Below are 15,358 nucleotides of genomic sequence, written 5' to 3' on the forward strand. Positions count from 1 at the left end.
AAAATGTATGAATATAAAGTTCCGCTAGAAGACCACATAGCGCTACCTCAGAACCCAAATATCTTATTTTCCCTCGCGATTGGCCTGCTGGGAGACGGCGCCGCCGAGATGGCGGCAACATTTATCGCGCGAGGCCCAGTCGATCAAACATCCGCGCGGCAGGTTTTCCCACCAACGACTTGGGATGCAGGCGATAATACGATACGTGAAACCAATCGCGAAAGTCTTCGATTTGCTGCTATATATTTTGACTCTTATCTATCTGCCCGACTAAACATTGATCTAACGGCCGAATTTTCGCTCTTATGTGCTAGCTCGTATGAGCTTGCTGAAAGTATTGGAAGTGCTCGGGTGATTGCACGCCGATCCGCTCTTACCTCCCCTAACCTCGCAAACATACTTGGCTTACTAGTCCATAAGCTTTTGTTAGATGACTATTCTGGCGTACCTGACGATTATGTTTACAGCAATCCAGCGAACGGCCTTCTGTCTAATTTGCGAGTATATTTGAATGGAAGGGCGTCAGAGACTGAACTCCAACGGATAAGTTCTGAAATGCGTTGGATGGCTTATAGGCATGGGGACGCGAAAGAGCTTCTGTATGCCGACTTAGCGATCGCTATCATTTCACGTCGAATGGCAAATTCGTCACGAAGAAGGCTGCCTTCCGCTTCCGGACTTGGCCTCGAGCTCTGGCAACCTGCCTTAGCAAAATCTAGCTTTCCTCGCCATCTTTGGCCGGCACAGCAAAGAATTTGCGATGCTAGACTTTTATTGGGGCAATCTGCTGTAATTCAGATGCCTACAAGTGCTGGAAAGACGCGTGCAACGGAATTGATCATTCGCAGTAGCTTTTTATCTGGCCGGACGACCCTTGCTGTAATTGTAGCTCCATTTAGATCTTTATGTCATGAAATTCGCAGTGATCTTGTCCGAGCATTTGCCGAAGAAAATGTGGAACTTAACGAAGCCACTGATACTTTCGAGATTGATTTTGATATCGAGGCGCTACTTTCTAGGAAATCGGTACTGATCGCGACACCTGAGAAACTTCTCTATGTGTTGAGGCGTGAACCTGAGTTTGCTAAGCAAATCGGGCTTATAATTTACGATGAAGGACATCAATTTGACGGCATGGCAAGAGGGCCCACATACGAGCTCTTGCTTACTTCGTTAAAAATTGAGCTCAAAGCTGAGACTCAAGTCGTTTTTATATCTGCTGTGATTGGTAATGCGCCCGCGATAGCTGGATGGTTGGTTCAAGATGAGAATGCGGTCGTCAGCAGCGAAGGACTACTCCCAACACCAAAAAGTATTGCATTTGCAAGCTGGCAGGACGTTCGAGGGAGATTAGAATATGTGAGTCCGGCGGATCCAAATGAAAGCGAATTTTTCGTACCAAGGGTTATTGAAAAACTGGATTTACGTCTTCGAAAAAAAGAAAGAAAATCTCGCTATTTTCCAGATCAAGTGGGCACAGATATCGGTCTCTATCTGAGTATCCAGCTTGCCTCGAATGGTGGCAGCGCGGTTTTTTGCGGACGTAAAGACTCTGCGTCAGGTTTATGTAAGCGTGCAGTAGATATATTCAGCAGAGGCGTCGCATTAGAAATGCCTCGCGCATCTTCTGATGCCGAAGAACTCGATAGGATTGCGTATCTCATTAGAAGTAACATTGGTGACCATACAGGAGCTGCAGCCGCCGCTCAAATTGGCATTCTTCAGCATCACGGCAATATTCCTCAAGGTCTGAGGCTTGCAGTGGAGCATGCGATGAAGGACGGTTTAGCCAAAGTAGTTGTTTGTACGTCCACTTTAGCGCAGGGCGTAAATTTTCCAATAAAATATTTGATTGTTACAACGGTCCATCAGGGGCAGGAGCAGATCAAGGTTCGGGATTTTCATAATCTGATAGGCCGGGCTGGGCGTGCGGGGATGCATACTGAAGGAAGCGTGATATTTGCCTCACCAGATGTATTTGACGAGCGAAAATCGAGGAACCCGTGGAGGTGGCGTTCTGCTCGAAGCCTGCTAGATCCGGCGAATTCTGAGCCCTGCAATAGTGCAATCCTTAATTTGCTGGTTCCTTATCGTCAGGATCATCCACCAGCTGAGATTAATTTGACGCCTGAGTTTGCCCAGCTTCTTGTTTTCGCTTCAACGGATAATATTCGCGAAATTATCGATGGCTTCCGTCAAAGCGATGCGAGTATTGATGCAAAAGGTTTTGAGGTATTTCTACATGAGAGAGCGCGCGTAATCCAGAGCATTGCCGCATATCTGATCGCACATGAAAGCCCTGACTCTGTTGGAGGTATAGAAGACATTTATCGGTTGGTTTCATCAACCCTGGCATACTACCTAGCCACTGATGAGCAACGCGAAGCATTAAAAGCTCTCTTCGTCGGAGTGTTTTCAGCCATCAATGAACATGCAACTTCTGCAGATAGGAAGGCGCTTATTCGGAAATCTCCCTTGCCCCCGGCTTCGGTGATAGCATTAGAAAGCTGGCTGGCGGCGAATGTTAGCCAGATCCAGGAGTCTATTGCTCGAGATGATCTGGCCACTTTTTCTGAAAAGATCATTATCCGGCATATATCGGCAAGGTTAGTCAAAGAGGCGAGCGATGCAGAAGTCATAGCGTCCGCCTTGAGAATGTGGATTGAAGGAGAAACTTTCGCGGCAATTTATTCTGAGCTGAAGAAGCGTGATGTCAGAGTTCGGACATCACGGATTAAGGCCGATGATGTCGTTGCATTATGTGAGAATGCCTTTGGATTTGAGGGGGCCATGATTGTTGCGTCTTTGGCTGATCTATCTGATGTGATTGATGAAGATATGCAGAAAGCATTTAGTAAGCTTCAAAAAAACGTCCGCTATGGTCTTATGCTTCCGTCAGAAATTGCGCTCTATGAGATGGGTTTTGCTGATCGCGTAATCGCTCAAAAAATCGCTGGTTATTTGGGCGGTCTTTCAAATAAATCAAGCATTCGATCTGTTCTACGAACAAGACGTGAGGATATAATAACTGAGCTCGCACCATTTCCGGCGTATTTTACAAAGGTTTTGTATGAAATTATTGGGTAGGACTGCGGCTGATCTGCATTTGTTTGTCGGTGGGTCCTCGACAAAGGTCTTAAGGAACGCTGCAAATGAGCGGTGGTTCGCCCGGATGCCTGTCGCTCATAGTCTTCGGTAGGCTCAGGGCCGTACGCTGGGCGGTAAGGAAGCTAGGGCCGGCTCCTTTGGCCCGCTGCGACCGAGCGCCTTCTTCATCTGGTCGGTTGAGACAACCGATTGCAGCAGCGCCGAGATCGTGAAGCCGAGCACCAGCGTCCAGCCGGTCTGCCAGGCCATGGCCGCGGCCATCAGCAGCGCCTGGCCCACCTTATCGAGAATGCCCTGCACGCGTGTGCCCTTCCTTTGGAGAGAAGAAGTGCAGGCGCGTCGCTGTTCCGTGCTGTCTAAGCCGTGTCCGGAAAACGACCGTTTTCTGTACATCTCATGAGCGCCTGCTGTCGTGCTGCTGGCGTCGCGGTGGAACTGGTCACCGCCTGCGTCGGCTCATGGCTCGCTCACACGCTTGGCTGAACCCGCGCTGCACGTCCTTGGCATAGGAGCTAGACCCGCCGCCAAGTCAGGCCGCGAAATATGAGTTCGGTCGAGCGACAGCGCCCCGTGTATTTCGTACGATCGACCCTCGTCGTGCCGAGGCTCAATCCAGCAGCCACGCTACCGGTCGCCATACAACTACCCCGCGCAGCAGGCGGCGGCCGAGAAGCGCTGCGAGTCCGGCTCCGAGCATCAGCCAAGCCGGACCCCAGCCGATCAGCCAGTCGCGCAGGCTCAGGTAGATTACCGCGGGCACCCCGCCGACCGGTGCGATTGTGCCTTCCGTCCAGAGCGGGAGCTCGCAGTACCGCCGGTTCGACGCGGCATCCAGCTTGAGCTGTGATGGAGTACAGGACTCGATCATCTGGCCGCGCAGGTCGGGATTGGCCGCTACCAGGGCGAGCCACGCCCCGGCGTCAGCCCGCTGGGTCAGGCCGGCCCACTTCGCATCCAGGCCTTGCGTATCCCCGCGTCCGAGCCAGTAGCCCGCGCCACCGCACAGGATCCCGCAGCCTAGGACGATCGCTGCCGCCCAGAAGCCGACCTCACGCATCCGGGTCCGCTCGATCCGGGTGAGATGCGCCGCCGCAGCCTCGGCAACCGCCGCACCGGTGCGCTCGGCCAACGCCGCGTGAGCTGCTTCGACCCGGGCGCTGGCGGCCTCGGCAACCGGACCGACCGCACGGGCCGCGGCCTGCTCGATACGTTCGGGTACGGTATCGAGCGCTGCCGGGATGGTTCGGGCGGCCTGCTCCAGCAATCCGCCGACCGCGAGGTAGACCACGGTGGGATCGTCGGGCGTGAGGCCGATATCCATCATCCGCCGCCACGCCAGATCCCGGGTTGCCGCATCGAGGCCCAGCGCCTGGGCTGCCCGATCGAAGTTGAGCTTGGCGTCGGGACGCATCGCGGGCCGGCCTTCGCCTCTCAGAGGCCGAGGAGCGAGCGTAGGGGTTCGAAGGCGGCTGCCGACTCGCGCAGGTAGCGCGCCACGTGCGAGCGCTCGGCGATGGTCAGGCGCGGCGCGTCGGCGGCAACTCTAAACGGCAGGGCGTCGGCGTCGATCTTGGCGAAGGTGCCGCTCGGAAGGGCCGGTAGGCTGATCTCCAGACCGCCGAACTCCTCCAGCAGGCGGCGGCGGACCTTGCCGCCGTGGCTCTCGCCGCGTCCGTCGACGTAGCCGTGCCAGAACGGGAAATCGGCCTCGGCCTTGCCCCAGCGGGTGTTGCGGATCGCGACGTGATCGACCCTGTCGCCGGCGAGTTCGAGCCAGCGGGCGACAGACTGGGTGGCGGCGACCTCGGCGGAGATCAGGTGCAGGATGACGGGGCGGTAGCCTTGGCCTGCGAATGCCGCGAGCAGGTCGTCGAGGCCCTCGCCCATGTCGGAGATGCGGGCGAGGTCGGCGAGGCTGCCGCCGGCGAGGTCGTGGACGATCAGCGGCTCGCCCGAGGCGACGCAGTTGAGCAGGGTGGGGCGCTCGTCGTCGGCGCGGATGTTGTAGTACGCCACCCCGACCGCCGGATCCTGATCCGCCAGGAGCTCGCCATCCGGGTCACGGCTGCCCAGGACGCGCAGGAGTGCGCCGACGCCGCCGTCGGCATCGTAGGCGGCGACGCGGGTGCCGCCCGCGCGCAGGTGCTCGACCAGGGTGCGGGCGGTGACGCTCTTGCCGACGCCGCCCTTCTCCGAGGTGATCAGGACGACGCGCTTCTGCCGCGAAGCGGCCGGCGTGCGGGTCTGCTGTGCCCGTGCCATGGTGTCTTTCCGATACCTGCCGATCCAGCGCTCGAGCCCTACAGGTCCTTGGTGCTCAGCCGATGCCCGACCGTCCGAGCAGCAGAGGTGGGCCCACCCGCCGGCAGCCGCGCGCGAGCCGCTGCCGGCGGGTGCACCAGAGTGGACTGGTGTTGCGCGGGTGCCGGTGAGGTCGTAGCGGGTGGGTGTGCGACGGCTTTGCCGCGGCGTCGCGCTGGCTTGTGGCCGGCGAGCTCGCGCGAGGCGTTCTGAATGTACTGCCTCAGCGTGGCGAGGCCGAGCGTGACCCCCATCCGGGCGAGCATCTCCTGGATCTCGGCGTCGGTCCGGCGCTTGGCCTTCAGCGCCTTGATCTCCGGGAGCACGGCCTTGACCGACGCGTAGCCAGAGGGTTTGCGGCTCGGAGTGAGCCGGACCTGCTCGCGCAGGAAGGAGCGCAGCTCGTCGTGGGGATCGGGTTCGGCCGCCTCGGTCATTGCCCTCGCACCTGTCATTAGGTCCGGCCGCCGGGGCCTTCGCTTCCTCGGAGACGAGCATGCTTACAAAGAGCTGCGAACTGCTTCGGTCCGTGATCCCTAAGAGCTGTCATGATACTACGGCCGCGCTTGCGCCAACGATAGCATCGTCATGCCTGTGGATAAGTGCGGGCTTACCAAGAGAATTTGAGACACATCACGCACCGATGGTGCTGGCCGACGACCAAGCTTGCAGCTAAGCTACTGTTTTTCATAACATTGCTGATGCCAGGAGCCCCCGCATGGCCCGTCGTCCCGTCCGCGTCGCCCTGGACGAGGCCCTCTGGGCTGCGGTTGAGGCGGCGGCCCGGGCACGCGAGATCGCACCATACCTGTTCGTCGAGGAGGCGCTCAAATCCGCACTCGGGCCGTCCGAGACGGTGGCGCAGCTAACCGAGCTCGCCGAGGCAGCGGGAGCGAGCGCCCGTGCAGCCCAGGCGAGCGCCGCGGCGATGCGCGACCAGATCCAGGTGATCGCCGATTTCATTGTCGACCTGTACCGGGCGGAGGCCAGGGCGAGCGATGATGCGGGTCAAGCCTAGTCTAGAGCGAGTACCAGGCGATGATGACCTGCACGAGGATCACTAGCGTCGAGTACTACGAGTCGATGGCGCGCCAGATCCAGCGCGAGGCCGGCCTGAGCGCGCCCGACAGCCCGCTCGACGACACCGCCGCGGCGTACGCCCGCAAGGCGGCGGCCGAGGTTGCCGCGGAGAGCAGCGCGGCCTACGAGGCGGCATACACGGCGGCGTTCGACCGGGCGCTGGCGACGCTGCGCCAGGGTCATACCGAGGGTCGCGATCAGGTCGCGTACTACGTCGACAACGGCGCGGGCGAGGCCAACGGGGTGTGGTGGACGCGCGGCTCCGGATCCGAGCCCGATCCGGGCCGGTTCCGCGACCCATTCCGCCTCTGCCCGGACGGGGCCGAGGTCGACGGGCGGGTGCTGCGCGACCTCGCGGCTGGGCGTGATCCGGAGAGCCTGGAGCCGCTGGTGCGAGCGGCGGGCAACGGCCGGCGCAGCGTCGGCTACGACCTGCAGTTCGCCGCCCCGAAGAGCGTGAGCGTGCTCGCCGCCTTCGCCGGGCCGGAGGAGCGGGTGCGGATCCTGGCGGTGCACGACCGGGCGGTACGCCGGGCTCTCGATTACGCGCACGCGGCCGGGCTGATCGTGACCCGGACTGGCGCGCAGGGCCGGGAACGGGCGCCGGCCGCAGGGGTGAGTGCGGCGGTGTACCGGCACTTCACCTCGCGAGCGCAGGATCCGCAGCTGCACAGCCACGCGGTGCTGCTCAACCTGTGCGTTCGGGCTGACGGCACAACCGGGGGCCTCGACAACCGCGCGATCCTGAGGAACGCCGGCGGGATCGCGGCCCTGTACCGGAGCGAGCTGGCCAGCGGCCTGCGGCGGGAGCTCGGCTACGAGGCGGTGCGAGCTGGGCGCAACTTCGAGATCGCCGGGGTGGCCGAGCCGGTACTAGAGCTGTTCTCCAAACGGCGCGCGGCGATCGAGGAGGCGGCGCGGGAGCGGGGGTTCGACACGGCCGAGGATCGGGTCGCGGCGCAAGCCGCCGCGCACGGCACGCGGGCGCGCAAGGACCGGGAGACGCCGCTCTCCACCCTCGAGGCGGAATGGGAGCGTCAGCTGATCCAGGCCGGCTGGGCGCGGGCGGCGCTGTTCGAAGGGGTGCGGATCGCGGCGGACGATGTCCGCGCGGCCCGGCCGGGCCCGGCGGCCGGGCTGCTGCTGCGTCTGACCGAGGCCGGCCTTGCCGAGGCGCTGCCGATGCAGGCTGTGATGGAGGAGCGCGAGCTCGTGCGCCGGGTCGCGGAGGCGCTGCAATGCGACGCGGACGCCGATGTGGTCCTGGAGGAGGTGGAGCGGCTGCGCCGGGACGGCGGCGTGGTCGCGGTCGGGCGCTCAGCCGCGGGCGAGCCGGTCTACGCGACGCCCGGGATGGTCGCGGCAGAGCAGGGCCTGCTGCGCCACGCCTACGCCCGGCAGGACGAGCGCGACTTCGTCTCGGATGAGATCGTGACGCGGGTGCTGGCGGAGCGGCCGAGTCTGCGCACGGAGCAGCGGGCAGCGGTAAGGCACGCGTTGAACCGGGACGGGGTCAGCATAGTCGAGGGCAGCGCCGGCTCGGGCAAGTCGTACGCGATGGCCAGCGTCGCCGAGGCGGTGCGCGCCAGCGGCGGCGAGGTCTGGGTCGTGGCGCCGTCGTGGAAGGCGGTGGACGTGATCCGGACCGACACGGCGACCGCCGAGACGATGGCGCGGGCGGTGACCGGGTTCCTGAACCGGATCGAGAAGGGCGAGATCGCGCTGGGGCCGCGGACAGTGGTGATCGCGGATGAGGCCGGGATGATCGGCACGCGCGATCTCGCCGCGCTGGTCGAGGCCACGGGCACGGCCGGGGCGAAGCTGGTGCTGAGCGGCGACACGCGCCAGCTTGCGCCGGTGGTGGCGGGCGCACCGATGCGGTTGCTGGTGCGAGCGCTGGGGGCGGCCCGGATGGACGAGATCCAGCGGCAGCGCGGGCGCAGCGAGGTGGAGGGAGCGTGGATGCGGGCGGCGAGCATGGACTTCGCTGCCGGCCGGACCGCGAGCGCGCTGGAGGCGTACGACCGCGGCGGCGCGATCACCTGGGGGAGGGACCGTGAGGCCGCGATCCAGGCGCTGGTCGACGCTTACGCCGCGAGCAGGCTCGACCCTAAAGGGGCGCAGCGGTCGCGGGCGGTGCTGACCGGCTGGAACCGGGACGTGCGTGAGCTCAACGCGCGGATCCGCGACAGGCTTAAGCGCGACGGGCTGCTGCCGGAGGGGGAGGACGTCGAGATCGCCGCGATCCCACGCGGGGGCAACCGGGCCGAGGCGCTGACGCTGGCGGTCGGCGACGAGGTCATCTTCGGGGAGACCGTCGAGGTCGAGGATCAGACGATCCGCAACGCCGACCTCGCCCGGATCGAGGTGCTCTCCGGCGATCCGGCCGACCCGGTTATGACGCTGCGGCTCGCGAAGAACGAGGCACAGCTGAGCGCCCGGGCGAGTGCGCTGGTCGGGCGCCGCGAGCGGGGCGAGCCGCGGGTGCCGCGCCTGCAACACAGCTACGCCATGACTACCCATGCGGCACAGGGGGTCACGGTGGACGAGGCGCTCGTGGCCGAACTGCGCGGCACGGGCGCGGAGGCGACGTACGTGGCGATGACGCGGCACCGGCGCAGCGTGCGGCTGTTCGTCGACGCGGACCGGATCCGGGAGCGTCTGGAGGCGGCGCGCTCCGGCCTCAGACCGGAAGAGCGCGGCCTGCCGGGTAACCGCGCGGCCGTGCACCCGGATCTCGCCCCGATCAGCCACGGCGAGATCCGGCAGGCCTACCTGTCGGAGGCAGCGGGCAGCGCCGGCAAGGCGAACGCTGCCGACTACGCCGGGCCCGATCTGCGCGGCTGGTGCGGTGCGCCGGTCTGGTCACGCGACGTCCCCGTGCCGCCCCGCGGCAGGATGGGCCTGGAGCACGAGGGCGCTTGGCGAGAGGCCATCGCCGGGATCGCCCCACTTCCTGACCGTGAACCATCGCCGGTCGCCCAGGCGTTGCGGCAGCGCATGGGCGAGCGTCTGCGTGCGCCAGCCTACTACCCGATCCCGCGTCCAAACGGATCGGAACGGGCGATCTCGCGCGCGCTCGACGCATTGAGATGGAGGGACCGGTTCAGGCGATTGACTGCCATTCTGGGGCAGGGGCTGAGGCGCCAGGCCCAGGGTATCGCCGCGACGCTGCAGGTGGCGCTCCCACGCGGCGCCTCTGCCAATGACGCTATGATCGTGGCGCAAGCTCGGGTGCCACCAATAGACGAGCCGGTTAGCTCGTCCGCTGTCAAACGGTCGAAGACCAGACCGCCGTTATATAGAATATAATCCTATATAAGAAGATTTATCAAAAAATGGGCTCAATCATCGGACAGATCTAGAATAATAGACATACATACCTAGAAATTTGACAGCTTGTCAGCCGCGCGCAAACCTCCTCCTGGAGCGGACGCTCCAGCCATTGATTGGAGAGGCGAGATGACAAGGCTGATTGGGATAGACGTATATTCATTTAGTATTGAGGATGGATTTAACAACGTAAAAAGAGACTACGTTGTAGATTTGAACACCAAAATAAAGCACTTTCTATATAAATCAGGTATTTATATCAACTTGGATATAATAAAGATTGCTTACGATACAGGCAAAACTTATCACACACTGGAAAATGGTGTCGAGAAAGATCAAATACAATTAAGTAAAATCATCTTCTCTGACGGATCTGGTGTTTACACATCAACCGACACACTAGAAATGATCACAAAACTAGGAAATAACGGCTTAGATTAGGTCTTATCGGCGAATTATATCTTATAATTGCAATCATATTACCGCTAAATTGTCTCCCTCCCCCTTCGGAGGGGGACAGTTAAGCCTCGGTGACATGTCGCAATCGGAGCCAATTCTTGTTCGTCATCCTTCGCATAAAGGCAGAACACTGTTGGCGAATTGAGCGAGGCGGACCTATCGCTCGTCAAGCAGATTTCCGGCCGGAGGCCGCACATGCCGCTCCGTTAGCAACCTCTACCGTCTCTCTCGAAGACAACCCTCGGGTTGTGTAGGCCGGACGTCGCAAATTCACCCTTCTCCGACCTTCAAAGTTGGATGATAAACGTCAAATTTTTGCCCCTATGATTGTGGCCAGCGGTTCTTGTCCAATTGTAACCCAGCAATAGGACAAAGTTCCCTTAATTCGTCCCACTCCCTTATGGTTTCAGGGGCAAATCCTGCCGTTCCCGGCCTTGGGTGTAAGCGCACATGCACTCCCCGCTTGCCGGTATGCTCAAGCATGACCGCATCGCTAGAATAGCATTTCAAATTGAGCCAACCTTTTAGTGTTTCGAACCTAAATTCTCGGCCACGGTCTACTGCAAAAACTGTATAGGGAGAATTCGACTCATTTGGGGTAATGTCGAGCATGTTTCCGTCGGGGCTGAGCCATACGGCGTGATGTTGTGCCTCTACCGCGTGTTCTACATCCCACAGCGACCAACCAAAGACAATTTCGCCCTGCTTCCTGCTCTTCTGTGCGTAAACGTTGTACCAGCATCTACCTATCAAAAATCTTTGATCCACATTTTTGCATTTTACTTTAAAAGCTCTTATGTCCCCCAAGAGCTCCAAAAGTCGGAGGAGCCGAGGGTCATTGAGGTCGGCGGGTCTGGACATAATCGTATGATAGTTCATCGTATAGCGTGCCGATAGTGGTCGCGGATGTGTGATCATCATCCGGTCAACGCCTCGTCGGCACCGGCTTTGTCGAGATCCTGGCTCGTCATCGACGTGCCGGACATGCCCACCTGCTCGGCAGCGCGCTCCAGTTCATAGACCTTGACGCTCTCTTAGTCCCGAGCATTGGGTTACCCGTTCAATAGCGCCGAGCGAACGTTTCGGCGATTGTCGCCGAAGTGGGATGTCATAGAAGGAGGGGCCAACCCGCCGCTTCCTGCTCGTCTAGATGGTGTTGTTGGCCGAGCTAGAGGCTGGCATGATCGGGAGATGTGAAGGCCTCACCGCCGCTAAGGCCCACTGGATCATGCTGCCAGCCGGTACAAGAACTCTGCGGCGATTTACCAGGCTGGCGCACCACCAACCCGAGCGTGCGGACAACCAAGCCGAACAGGCGCGCCGCCGACCTACCCGGATTATTGCCGACGTTAAGGCAGCTGGCGCTACACCCCCTGCGAGAGATCGCGATTACCTTGTACAAGTGCCACATCTTTACGGCCCACGTCGGCAACCGTCTGCGGATCAGGTTTAAATAATAACATAAACATCAGCTGACTGAATTTCTTTCTATGTGTTCTCGCAGTAAAAGCGAAATTTCCGAGCTTATATCAGCCACTTCTTGGTCTTTACTGTTTGATGACGCCTCTAAAAACTTGAATGCAAGGTCGATCTCCTTCTTGCTAGAATAAATTACCTTGTTTTTATCGAAGAAAAGAAGCAATTCTTCTCTGGCTTCAGACGAACCATGATTAAGAATGTTAATTACAACGCTCAATGTTATGGGAGCATTGAGTTCGTTAAGCGCAAATAGCAAAGTTCCAGCATTTGGCGCTATGTCGGATCTATCTAGTAGATCTACTATGCTCCCGCTTGCATCTCTTGCGTTCAAATCGGCGAGGGCTAAGGCTGCTGCATTTCTAACGATTACAGATTTCGTATCTGTCAGTATACTGACAACAAACCATATCACCTCGGTTCGAAATTCTTCTTTGGTAAACTTTTGAATTTGCGATAGAGAGTCAACGATAGACCCTTCTGGCAACTGGTGCACAGATCTGTTTGATGGATAAAAAGAATGTTGGCGAAACTGAAGTAAATTCATGACCATTGGCTACTTCACTTTCGGGGATCCCGCCTCAATCCAGGCATCATACTCGCCCTGAACTTCTGTTCGCGAACGTATATCGTTTCCGCCGGCACGCCGCTTTCCGACGCGATGCCACCAGTCCCAAAAATCGTTGTTGGTAATACCATAACGTCGGTCTCTGCGGCCTTGCTTGCCGCCGCGCATCGCCGGTTGGTCGCCTTCCGCCATGTCGCACGCAATTCACGGATGCCTGACTCTGTTCTAGCAAAGGCGCTGCACACCCAACCACGAAATTTCTCGGAGCGTCTGAGCCTGCTGAAAATCTAATGTGAGGTAGAGGGTCGACGTAGTCCAGGCCTTACGAAAAAGGTGATGTAGGCGAGTTCGGCTAGAGCCGTGCCCTGGCGGGTTGAATCGGTTGGGGTAGGCGATCTGGCTGGCGTGTGATTCACTGGATGGGCGTGAATGGAGGATCGCCATGCCTTCAGCCCTGTCGGTCGATCTGCGCGAGCGTGTGGTCGCCGCGATTGAAGCGGGCGCCTCGCGGCGTCAGGCGGCCCAACGCTTCGGTGTCTGGGCGGCCAGCGCAGTCCGTTGGCACGAGCGCTTCCGACAGGACGGGCAGATCGCGCCCAAGCCCATGGGCGGCGACCGCAACTCGCAGCGTCTGGAAGCGCAGGCCGCCCTGATCCTTCGGCTCAACGAAGAACACCCGCTCTCCTTCCTGCGGGAGCTGCGCGATAGGCTCTCGGAATGCGGCGTCCGGGCCAGCACGAGCAGCCTGTCACGCTTCTTCGCCCGGCATGGGATCACCCGTAAAAAGGGGCTGTCCACGCGGCCGAGCAGGAGCGGTCGGATGTGAGGGCCGCGCGCGAGGACTGGTTCGATCGCCAACCCGACCTCGATCCGGATCGCCTGGTTTTCCTCGACGAGACGGCCGCCACGACGAAGATGGTCCGCCGTTATGGCCGTGCTCCCTGCGGTCAGCGCTGCCGGATCGCCGTGCCCCACGGACACTACAAGACCACCACCATCACCGCCGCCCTGCGCGCCACGGGACTGATCGCTAGGAGCGTCTTCGATGGAGCCACGAATGGAATGCGCTTCCGCGCCTACGTCACCGACATCCTGGCTCCGGTGCTGAGGCCCGGTGACACCGTCGTCCTCGACAATCTGAACGCCCACAAGGTCGCCGGGGTGCGCGAGGCCATCGAGGCGGTCGGCGCACGGGTTCTCTACCTTCCGCCCTACAGTCCCGACTTCAACCCGATCGAGCAGGTCTTTGCCAAGGTCAAAGCCCTCCTCCGAACGGCTGCGGCACGGACCGCCGCCGACCTCATCACCGCCATCGAGAACGCGTTCGCCGCCGTCCGACCGGATGAATGCCGAAACTACCTCACCGCTGCCGGATACGATGCCTATGAGCCAAGCTGAAAGGGTACGGCTCTAGAGGGGCGGCGCGCTGGGGAGTGCGATCGCGGCGCGCCGGAACGCGCTCTCCACCGCCGGGCGGACGTTGGCCAGCGCGATCCCGACGGCTTGCCGCTGCGCCGCCTTATCGGCCGCGAGCACGATCTGGACGAAGGTGATGTCGGCGCGCTCGACCGCCGCGCAGTCGAGCGTGAGGCGCGCCGCGCCGGCCAGCGCTGCCGTCAGCGTGTCCTGCAGCGACCGGACGGTCCGGATGGTGCAGTCGGGACCGAGCGTGAGGACAGGGGCCTCGGACATGCGGGTTCGTGATCTCGACGACAGACTTGCGGGGCGACGCGCCGCCGCGTTCGATTCAACACCGCCACGGGTAAATTCTTCCTGAATGTCCGGCCAATCGAGCGTGGTTGACGCCACTGCAGTCACAGAACAGGGCGGAGTTCTGCCGCGCGTTGAATAATCTTCTTCAGAAAATACTGCGGTCTGCGTATCCCGCTGCAGCCTTCGGTTGGGCGATAACACTTTCTTCAACGACGATCTTTAGCATCGCGCAGGCCCCGACCGTCGGAGTGCTGCTCGACCCGCGCGCATCGGTCGACGCCGAGAGACCCGCCCGCCGATGTCCTTCCAAGTCGCCCACGACATCCTCAGGCAGGTCCCGGCCCGGTTCCGCCGGCCCGAGATGCGGCCCGATGGCCAGCGCGGATCGGGCGGGGCGCCCGGCGCCGCGATCCCGGCCGCCCCGCTCCCGGAGGCGGCCGCGTCCAGCAGCGAGCCCGCACCGCCGCCCGCCGCAATGGCGGCCGCGCTGGCGCCCGCCGCGCACGCGGCCGATCTGCTGCAGGCCTGGCTCGGCCTCTCGGCGCAGCAGCGGACGCTGCTCGACGCCCTCATCGCCGAGCTCGGGATCGTCTCCGCCGACGTGGAGGCCAAGGTCCACGGCCTGTCTAACCGGTTTCAGAACATCGCCGCCGCGACCTGCGAGCAGTCGGAGATCGTCCGGGGGCTCGTCGCCTCGGTTCAGACCGTGCAGATCGACGGCAGGACCCTGCAGCTCGGCGATGTCGCCGCCGGCCTCGGCGAGACGCTCGCCGCCCTGATCGAGCGGATCACGCTGATGTCGTCCCGCGGGTCGACCCTCGCACAGGGGTTGGCGGGGGTGCTCGAGGGCCTGGCGTCGGTCGAGGGCAGCGTCGCGCAGATCGAACGGATCAACCGCCAGACCAATCTCCTCGCCCTGAACGCCAAGATCGAGGCCGCCCGGGCCGGCGCCAGCGGCGCGGCCTTCGCGGTGGTCGCCGACGAGGTGCGCGGCCTCGCCACGACCATCAACGCGCTGTCGGACGTGATCAAGCAGCAGATCGGCACCATGGCGGCCGGCCTGCGCGGCAGCCATGCCCTGCTGGGCGACATCGCGGCGATCGACATGTCCGAGGAGAGCCGCACCGCCGAGACGCGCGTCCGCATGGTGATGCGGGCGCTGGTCGAGCAGAACGCCCAGGTCGCGGGCATCCTGCAGCAGACCGCCGAGACCACGCAGGCCATCACGCAGGACGTGTCGGCGGCGATCGTGGCGATGCAGTTCCAGGACCGGGCCAAGCAGCGCATCCAGAACGTCGAGGGCCTGCTGCGCTCGGCCGG

Annotated in this window: 12 protein-coding genes; 6 read left to right on the top strand and 6 right to left on the bottom strand. The window is 61.4% G+C overall.

Annotated elements, in window-relative coordinates:
• The first annotated feature begins 3 nt into the window (after window positions 1-3).
• Entirely contained in the window at window positions 4-3,087 is a 3,084-nt protein-coding gene (locus tag ACTJK8_RS28865) for a DEAD/DEAH box helicase (protein ID WP_440762950.1), read from the top strand.
• Window positions 3,088-3,201: 114 nt separating this feature from the next.
• Here ACTJK8_RS28865 and ACTJK8_RS28870 read toward each other — a convergent pair whose 3' ends face one another.
• The 4 genes from ACTJK8_RS28870 to ACTJK8_RS28885 form a co-directional block, all read right to left on the bottom strand.
• The gene (locus ACTJK8_RS28870; protein WP_440762951.1) at window positions 3,202-3,408 is read right to left on the bottom strand and encodes a hypothetical protein; all 207 of its coding nucleotides are present in this window, start codon (window positions 3,406-3,408) and stop codon (window positions 3,202-3,204) included.
• 307 nt (window positions 3,409-3,715) lie between these two features.
• Window positions 3,716-4,519 carry a hypothetical protein gene (locus tag ACTJK8_RS28875; RefSeq protein ID WP_440762952.1) on the bottom strand — a complete coding sequence of 268 codons (804 nt, stop codon included), beginning with the start codon at window positions 4,517-4,519 and terminating at the stop codon, window positions 3,716-3,718.
• A gap of 20 nt (window positions 4,520-4,539) precedes the next feature.
• Entirely contained in the window at window positions 4,540-5,370 is an 831-nt protein-coding gene (locus ACTJK8_RS28880) for a nucleotide-binding protein (RefSeq protein WP_440762953.1), read from the bottom strand.
• 38 nt (window positions 5,371-5,408) lie between these two features.
• Entirely contained in the window at window positions 5,409-5,846 is a 438-nt protein-coding gene (locus tag ACTJK8_RS28885; protein WP_440762954.1) for a hypothetical protein, read from the bottom strand.
• Window positions 5,847-6,127: 281 nt separating this feature from the next.
• On the opposite strand from ACTJK8_RS28885, the gene ACTJK8_RS28890 reads away from it, so the two are divergent.
• The 3 genes from ACTJK8_RS28890 (at window position 6,128) to ACTJK8_RS28900 (ending at window position 10,263) form a co-directional block, all read left to right on the top strand.
• Window positions 6,128-6,427 (top strand): hypothetical protein, encoded by a 300-nt coding sequence (locus ACTJK8_RS28890; RefSeq protein WP_440762955.1) that lies wholly within the window; start codon window positions 6,128-6,130, stop codon window positions 6,425-6,427.
• Between the two features lie 20 nt (window positions 6,428-6,447).
• Window positions 6,448-9,801, top strand: coding sequence for a MobF family relaxase (mobF, locus tag ACTJK8_RS28895; protein WP_440762956.1), 3,354 nt, complete (start codon window positions 6,448-6,450; stop codon window positions 9,799-9,801).
• A 150-nt stretch (window positions 9,802-9,951) separates the two neighbouring features.
• The gene (locus ACTJK8_RS28900; RefSeq protein ID WP_440762957.1) at window positions 9,952-10,263 is read left to right on the top strand and encodes a hypothetical protein; all 312 of its coding nucleotides are present in this window, start codon (window positions 9,952-9,954) and stop codon (window positions 10,261-10,263) included.
• 1,486 nt (window positions 10,264-11,749) lie between these two features.
• Here ACTJK8_RS28900 and ACTJK8_RS28905 read toward each other — a convergent pair.
• Window positions 11,750-12,304 (bottom strand): hypothetical protein, encoded by a 555-nt coding sequence (locus ACTJK8_RS28905; protein WP_440762958.1) that lies wholly within the window; start codon window positions 12,302-12,304, stop codon window positions 11,750-11,752.
• Window positions 12,305-12,767: 463 nt separating this feature from the next.
• Between ACTJK8_RS28905 and ACTJK8_RS28910 the strand changes: the two genes are divergently transcribed.
• Window positions 12,768-13,723, top strand: a protein-coding gene (locus ACTJK8_RS28910; protein WP_440762959.1) for an IS630 family transposase whose coding sequence is annotated in 2 segments (ribosomal slippage) — window positions 12,768-13,119 and window positions 13,119-13,723 — 957 coding nt in all. Because the reading frame shifts where the segments join, the coding sequence is not laid out codon by codon here.
• Window positions 13,724-13,735: 12 nt separating this feature from the next.
• On the opposite strand, the gene ACTJK8_RS28915 is transcribed toward ACTJK8_RS28910, so the two are convergent.
• Window positions 13,736-14,017: an STAS domain-containing protein gene (locus ACTJK8_RS28915; RefSeq protein ID WP_075382285.1), complete on the bottom strand. Its 282-nt coding sequence runs from the start codon at window positions 14,015-14,017 to the stop codon at window positions 13,736-13,738.
• 319 nt (window positions 14,018-14,336) lie between these two features.
• Between ACTJK8_RS28915 and ACTJK8_RS28920 the strand changes: the two genes are divergently transcribed.
• Window positions 14,337-15,358 (top strand): methyl-accepting chemotaxis protein (locus ACTJK8_RS28920; RefSeq protein WP_440762960.1); only part of this gene is annotated, 1,022 nt, incomplete at its 3' end.

The sequence above is a fragment of the Methylobacterium sp. 22177 genome (assembly GCF_052045615.1).
GTDB classification, from domain to species: domain Bacteria; phylum Pseudomonadota; class Alphaproteobacteria; order Rhizobiales; family Beijerinckiaceae; genus Methylobacterium; species Methylobacterium radiotolerans.